The organism is Bifidobacterium pullorum subsp. saeculare (assembly GCF_016899725.1).
Taxonomy (GTDB): domain Bacteria; phylum Actinomycetota; class Actinomycetes; order Actinomycetales; family Bifidobacteriaceae; genus Bifidobacterium; species Bifidobacterium pullorum_C.
This window is the reverse complement of sequence record NZ_JACLYU010000037.1, coordinates 1-6,056: the sequence shown is the minus strand read 5'-3', so window position 1 is coordinate 6,056 and position 6,056 is coordinate 1. Positions and strand designations below refer to the sequence as shown.

Here is a 6,056-nt window from a genome sequence, read left to right as displayed (position 1 = left end):
ACCGCACTCACACACCCTCCGGTGACCCGAACCCACAAACAAGCACGGGCTGCGATTGGACTGGCAATCAAATGACTCTACAAAAGTAGTACAAACACGCTCTTGAGTTCTCAAACCACCACCACACCAGCAAGCTTCCTCAACTCTTCTCTCGGAGGAGGAGGCCGCCGTGCTGAGCAGCAAGATGTGAATATACACGCCCCGCGGCCACCGCGCAACCCCGAAGGCGCACTCAAGCCGAGAACCGTTGCAAACACACGGTTCCCTCGGCGTGTCGCACAAGGCCCCGGACCAGACATCCAGGCTCCAAATGCCCTGTTGACCCCATCCTACCGCCCCAAACCACCACCAAAATGAACGACCATCCACCATTCACCGGAGTGTCGCGGCATCATCACACCCCGTTTAACTCCCATTCACCCATCCAAGCGCACAGGCCGCGCGCAGGCCGCGGGAGTGCGGCAAACCGTACGCCTACGGCCCACAGGAGTACGGTTCGCCGCATCGGAACGAAGACCATGCGACAAACCGTACGCTTGGGCGCCGCAAGAGTACGGTTCCCCGCACTGACACGAGAGCCATGCGACAAAACGTACGCCTGCGAACCGTAAGAGTACGATTCCCCGCATAAGGACCGTAAGAATGCGGCAAAACGTACGCTGACGCGCACTCACAGTACGGTCCGCCGCATGAGGACCGTAAGAATGCGGCAAAACGTACGCTTAAGCGCCGCCACAGTACGGTTCGCCGTAAGGGAAGGCGTGGGAAGGCGGCGTACCGTAGGCGGTATGAGCAAGAAGATCGCAGTACTCACCGGCGCGGGCATCTCCACCTCGGCCGGCATCCCTGATTTCCGCGGCCCGGACGGCGTGTGGACCAAGCATCCGGACCAGACGCGCGTCTATGACATCGAGGCCTTCCTCACCAGCAAGGAGGCACGCGAATACTCGTGGCGCTGGCAGAAGGAGTCCCCGGTGTGGAACGCCAAGCCGGGCGCCGCGCACCTGGCGCTGGTCAAGCTGGAGCAAGCGGGCCTGCTCACGCTGCTGGCCACGCAGAACTTCGACGCACTGCATGAGAAGGCCGGCAACAGCCCGGATGTCATCGTCAATCTGCACGGCACCATCGGCACCTCGCATTGCATGAAGTGCCACAAGCAGTACGCGACGGCCGACATCATGGCGAAGCTGGACGAGGAACCGGACCCGCACTGCCACCGCCGCCTACCGTACCACGGCGACCTGCCGTGCAACGGGCTCATCAAAACGGACGTCACCTACTTCGGCGAGGCGCTGCCGGAGGGCGCGATGGAGAAGGCCTACGACCGCGCCACCAAGGCGGACGAACTGTGGGTGATCGGCTCCACGCTGGAGGTCATGCCGGCGGCCAGCATCGTGCCGGTCGCGGCGCGGGCGGGCGTGCCGATCACCATCATGAACATGGGCCGCACGCAGTACGACCGGCTGGCCACGCGCCTCATCCACGACGACATCGCCACCGCGCTGCCCAAGCTCGTGGACGAGACGATCGCCGCCGCTCAGGCGGGCGAGTGACGCCCGTCTGCACTGACTGGACGACCGCCACATGCTCTTCGTCCAGCCAGTGTCCGGCGCCGGCCCAATGCCCTGCCTGAGGTTCCGTCGTGCGGGCCCAGCCGAGGCACCTTGCCATCGGCAAGCTACGTCACACGAGTTTGAGGAACATCCGCGCGCTGTCCGGGATGTGGGTGAACCCGAAATGCTCGTAGAAGCCCGTGGCTTCGTCGTCCACAGGGTCCACGACCAGCGCACGCGCCCCTATCTGCAGGGACACGGACAACGACCGCTGCAAGGCATCCTGCAGCAGCCTCCACCCCAGTCCGTTCCCCTGATACCGTTCGTCGATCGCCAACATTCCCAGAAGCGGGACCGGTATCTGCACCGGGGTGTTCCTCGCCAGCCATCCATGGTCTCCGTCACGGTTGACGGAATTGGCGCTCAACGAATAGAAGCCCGCGAATCCGCCGTCCTCCGCATGGGTGACATAGGTGACGGCGGCGCCCCTGCCGAGCGCAGCCTTCGCGCGATGACGCAGCCAATCGTCCAGGAACGGCTTGCCTGAACGGGAACCGCTCAGGTCGTCGTCTTCGACGAGACGCCGCGGCTTGGTGAATCTCATAGCCAGTTCGGCTCCCTGCCGAGCAGTTCGACCGCCGCCTTGGGCATTGGCTCATCCAATGCCTTGAGGAATGCGTCGAACGCTTCGGTGGAGAGACGGATGCTGGTCTCGTCCTCGATGTCCTTACGCGCGTCGTCCATGAGATGATCGAGCGCCCATTGGGTGATGGTCGCGCCCTTGAGGGCCGCGGCCCTGTTGATGAGGCCGCGCTGTTCCTCGGTCATGCGCACGTCAAGACGACTGACCCTGCCGGGTGCTGCCGTTGCTGCCATACCAGACAGTTGTACGGAAGAATGCCGCATGAGACAAAACGGCGGAATGCGCGGGCGGCAGACCGCCGCTCAGTAGATGCGCTTGGGCTGGAAGCCGGCCTCGCGCAGGGCGGCGAGCACACGGTCGATGTGCTCGGGGCCGTTCGTCTCCACCGTCACGCCGAGGGCCACCGCGTTTGTGTAGTGGCCGGAGGCCTTGAACTGGTCGTGGTCGAGGGCGATCACATTCGCGCGTTCCGCGGCGAGCACGCTCGCGACCTTGACGAGCTGGCCGGGCAGGTCCGGCAGCTCCACCTCGAAGTTCATGATGCGCCCACGTGCGATCATGCCCTTCTGGATGACCGCGCTGATCGACACCGCGTCCTCGTTGCCGCCCGAGATAATCGGCACGACCACGTGCGGACCGGGGGCGGCGGCGAACTTGCGCGAGCGCAGGTTGAGGTGCTCGAGCGCGGCCAGGGACACGGCGCCGGCCGCCTCGACCACCAGCTTGTGCTTCTCGAGCATGAGCAGGATCATCTCGTTGATGTCGCGTTCGGACACCGTGACCAGGTCGTCGAGGAATTCGTTGAGCAGCGCGAAGGTGAGGTCGCCGGGCCGCTTGACGGCCACGCCCTCGGCCGAGGTGACCACCTGGTCGGCGGCCACCACGTGGCCGGCGGCCAGCGAGTTCCTCCACGCGGGGCTGCCCTCGGGGATTGCGCCGATCACGCGCACCTCGGGGCGGAAGGTCTTGATGGCGAGCGCCACGCCGGCGCCCAGGCCGCCGCCGCCCAGCGGCACGACCACGTCGGTGACGTCCGGCACGTCCTCGAGGATCTCCATGCCGATCGTGCCCTGGCCGCACAGCACCTCGTAGTCGTCGAAGGGCGGCACGTACACCATGCCCTTGGTGTCGGAAAGCTCCTGCGCGTAGGCGGCGGCCTCGTCGAATACCTCGCCGACCAGCACCACCTCGGCGCCATACGCCTTGGTGGCGTCGACCTTGAGCGGTGGTGTGATCTGCGGCATGCAGATCGTGGCCTTGGCGCCGCGCTCACGGGCCGCGTAGGCCACGCCCTGCGCATGGTTGCCGGCGGAGGCGGTGACGATGCCGCGCTCCAGCTGCTCGTCTGTCAGGGAGGCGATCTTGTTGTACGCGCCGCGGATCTTGAACGATCCGGTGACCTGCAGGTTCTCCGGCTTGAGCACCACGGTGTGGCCGGTCATCTCGCTGAGCACCGGGGAGGGAATCGGCTCGGTGTGCCGGGCCGTCCCCTTGAGCCGCTCGGCGGCGAGCTGGAGCTCGGCCGCATGGTCACGCCGCAATGCCTTCAACACGTCCTGCTGTTCCATGTCAGTCATTGTATGGGGCGGCGCCGCGCCAAGCGGGGGGATGTCCCACATTGTGCCGCGGTCCGCCCCGACGCCGCCCCGATGCCGGGCCGCCGCACGCCGGCGGCCGGCCGGATTAGTTTCCGACGCGCCCGCCGCCAGTTCCCATGGGAATGAAAACCGCCGCCCCCTAAGCTTGGGGAACCGACGGGGGAGGCACCGACGCCGCTCCCGGCGCATCCATCACCATCAAGAAGGAAGGCCATCGATGACCGACAGCAACCGTCCGCAGCTCCCCGACTCCGTCCGCACCAACGGCGCCACCCCGAACCCGTGGTGGGCGAACGCCGTCGTCTATCAGATCTACCCGCGCTCGTTCCAGGATACGAACGGCGACGGCATCGGCGACCTCAAGGGCATCACCTCCCGTCTCGACTACCTGGCGGACCTGGGTGTGGACGTGCTGTGGCTCTCCCCCGTCTACCGGTCCCCGCAGGATGACAACGGCTACGACATCGCCGACTACCAGGACATCGACCCGCTGTTCGGCACGCTGGCGGATATGGACGAGCTGCTCGCCGAGGCGCACCGGCGGGGCATCAAGATCGTGATGGATCTGGTCGTCAACCACACCTCCGACGAGCACGCGTGGTTCGAGGCCTCGCGCGACAAGGACGATCCGCACGCCGACTGGTACATCTGGCGCCCGGCCCGCCCCGGCATGGAGCCCGGCGCGCCCGGCGCCGAGCCGAACCGCTGGGGCTCGTACTTCGGCGGCTCCGCCTGGCAGTACGACCCGAAGCGCGGCGAGTACTTCCTGCACCAGTATTCGAAGAAGCAGCCGGACCTCAACTGGGAGAACCCGGACGTGCGTCGCGCCGTGTACGCGATGATGAACTGGTGGATGGACCGCGGCATCGATGGCTTCCGCATGGACGTGATCACCCAGATCTCCAAGGTGTACGACGCCAACGGCCGCCTGCCCGGTGAGGAGGGCTCCCTGATCGAGGATTATCCGGTGGGCGAGGAGGGCTGGTCCTCCCCGTTCCCGTTCTGCTCGGACGGGCCGCGCTTGGACGAGTTCCTCAAGGAGATGCGCCGCGAGGTGTTCGAGGGACGTGAGGGCTTCCTCACCGTGGGCGAGGCGCCGGGCGTGGACGCCACGCGCAACGAGCAGATCACCGACCCGGCCAACAAGGAGCTCGACATGCTCTTCCTCTTCGACCATATGGGCGAGGGCGAGGGCCGGCCGAAGTGGGAGCTCGTGCCGTTCCGCATGCCGTGGCTGCGCGGCAAGCTCGCCGAGCAGCAGCGCGCCGTGGCCGGCGCCGGCTGGTGCAGCCTGTTCTTCTGCAACCATGACCAGCCGCGCGTCGTCTCCCGCTGGGGCGACGACTCCACCGAGGGGGCCCGCGTCGCCTCCGCCAAGGCGCTCGGTCTGCTGCTGCACCTGCACCGCGGCACCCCGTACATCTACCAGGGCGAGGAGCTGGGCATGACCAACGCCCACTTCACGTCCCTCGACCAGTACCGCGACCTAGAGTCGCTCAACGCCTTCCGCCAGCGCGTGGAGGAGGCGAAGGTGCAGACGCCCGAGTCGATGATGCGGTCGCTGGCCGCGGTGAGCCGCGACAACGCCCGCACGCCGATGCAGTGGGACGCCTCGCGCTACGCCGGGTTCACCGCGCCGGACGCGCCGGCCGAACCGTGGATTGAGGTGAATCCGAATCATGCGCAGATCAACGCGGCCTCCGAGTTCGACGACCCTGACTCCGTGCACGCGTTCTACAAGCGCCTGATCGCGCTGCGTCACGACAATCCGGTGGTCGCGGCCGGTTCGTGGGAACTGGTGGACGGCGGCAACGAGCAGGTGTACGCGTTCACGCGCACGCTGGGGGCGCGCCGGCTGCTGGTGCTGGTCAATCTGTCCGGCCGCACGGTGGATATCCCCCCGGAGTCGATGGAGCTGTTGGACGGCGACGCGGAGGAATCGCAGATCGTGATCGCCACGCGGTCGGCGAGCCACGCGGCGGTGTCGCTGGCGAACGGCGAGCTGACGGCCTGGGAGGGCGTCATCGTCGAACTGTGAACAAGTGATTGAGCGAACGACCGGGCGCCCGACAGCGATGTCGGGCGCCCGGCGTTGTATCGGCGTTCATTGGAGCGTCTGACAGCCGTATCTCCGCTCGTTGGGGCGTCATGGACGGGATGTCTTGGTTCGTTGGGTCGTCGTCGGCAGGGTATCCGCGCTCGTTGGGGCGTGACACACGTGGTGACTGCGCTCGTTGGGTCGCCACGAAGGTCGTATCTCCG

General features: G+C 66.5%; 5 protein-coding genes. 2 read left to right on the top strand and 3 right to left on the bottom strand.

Annotated elements, in window-relative coordinates; genetic code table 11:
• The first annotated feature begins 788 nt into the window (after positions 1 to 788).
• Positions 789 to 1,553: a Sir2 family NAD-dependent protein deacetylase gene (locus tag H7U32_RS09130; RefSeq protein ID WP_204469764.1), complete on the top strand. Its 765-nt coding sequence runs from the start codon at positions 789 to 791 to the stop codon at positions 1,551 to 1,553.
• 130 nt (positions 1,554 to 1,683) lie between these two features.
• On the opposite strand, the gene H7U32_RS09125 is transcribed toward H7U32_RS09130, so the two are convergent.
• From H7U32_RS09125 to ilvA, 3 genes are all read right to left on the bottom strand, one after another.
• Positions 1,684 to 2,157 carry a GNAT family N-acetyltransferase gene (locus H7U32_RS09125; protein ID WP_204469763.1) on the bottom strand — a complete coding sequence of 158 codons (474 nt, stop codon included), beginning with the start codon at positions 2,155 to 2,157 and terminating at the stop codon, positions 1,684 to 1,686.
• The gene (locus H7U32_RS09120) at positions 2,154 to 2,429 is read right to left on the bottom strand and encodes a type II toxin-antitoxin system TacA family antitoxin (RefSeq protein ID WP_204469762.1); all 276 of its coding nucleotides are present in this window, start codon (positions 2,427 to 2,429) and stop codon (positions 2,154 to 2,156) included. Before H7U32_RS09120 ends, H7U32_RS09125 begins: the two co-directional genes overlap by 4 nt.
• Before the next feature lie 69 nt (positions 2,430 to 2,498).
• Positions 2,499 to 3,764 (bottom strand): threonine ammonia-lyase, encoded by a 1,266-nt coding sequence (gene ilvA / locus H7U32_RS09115; protein ID WP_204469761.1) that lies wholly within the window; start codon positions 3,762 to 3,764, stop codon positions 2,499 to 2,501.
• Positions 3,765 to 4,011: 247 nt separating this feature from the next.
• Between ilvA and H7U32_RS09110 the strand changes: the two genes are divergently transcribed.
• The gene (locus H7U32_RS09110; RefSeq protein WP_204469760.1) at positions 4,012 to 5,832 is read left to right on the top strand and encodes an alpha-glucosidase; all 1,821 of its coding nucleotides are present in this window, start codon (positions 4,012 to 4,014) and stop codon (positions 5,830 to 5,832) included.
• The last annotated feature ends 224 nt before the right edge of the window (positions 5,833 to 6,056 follow it).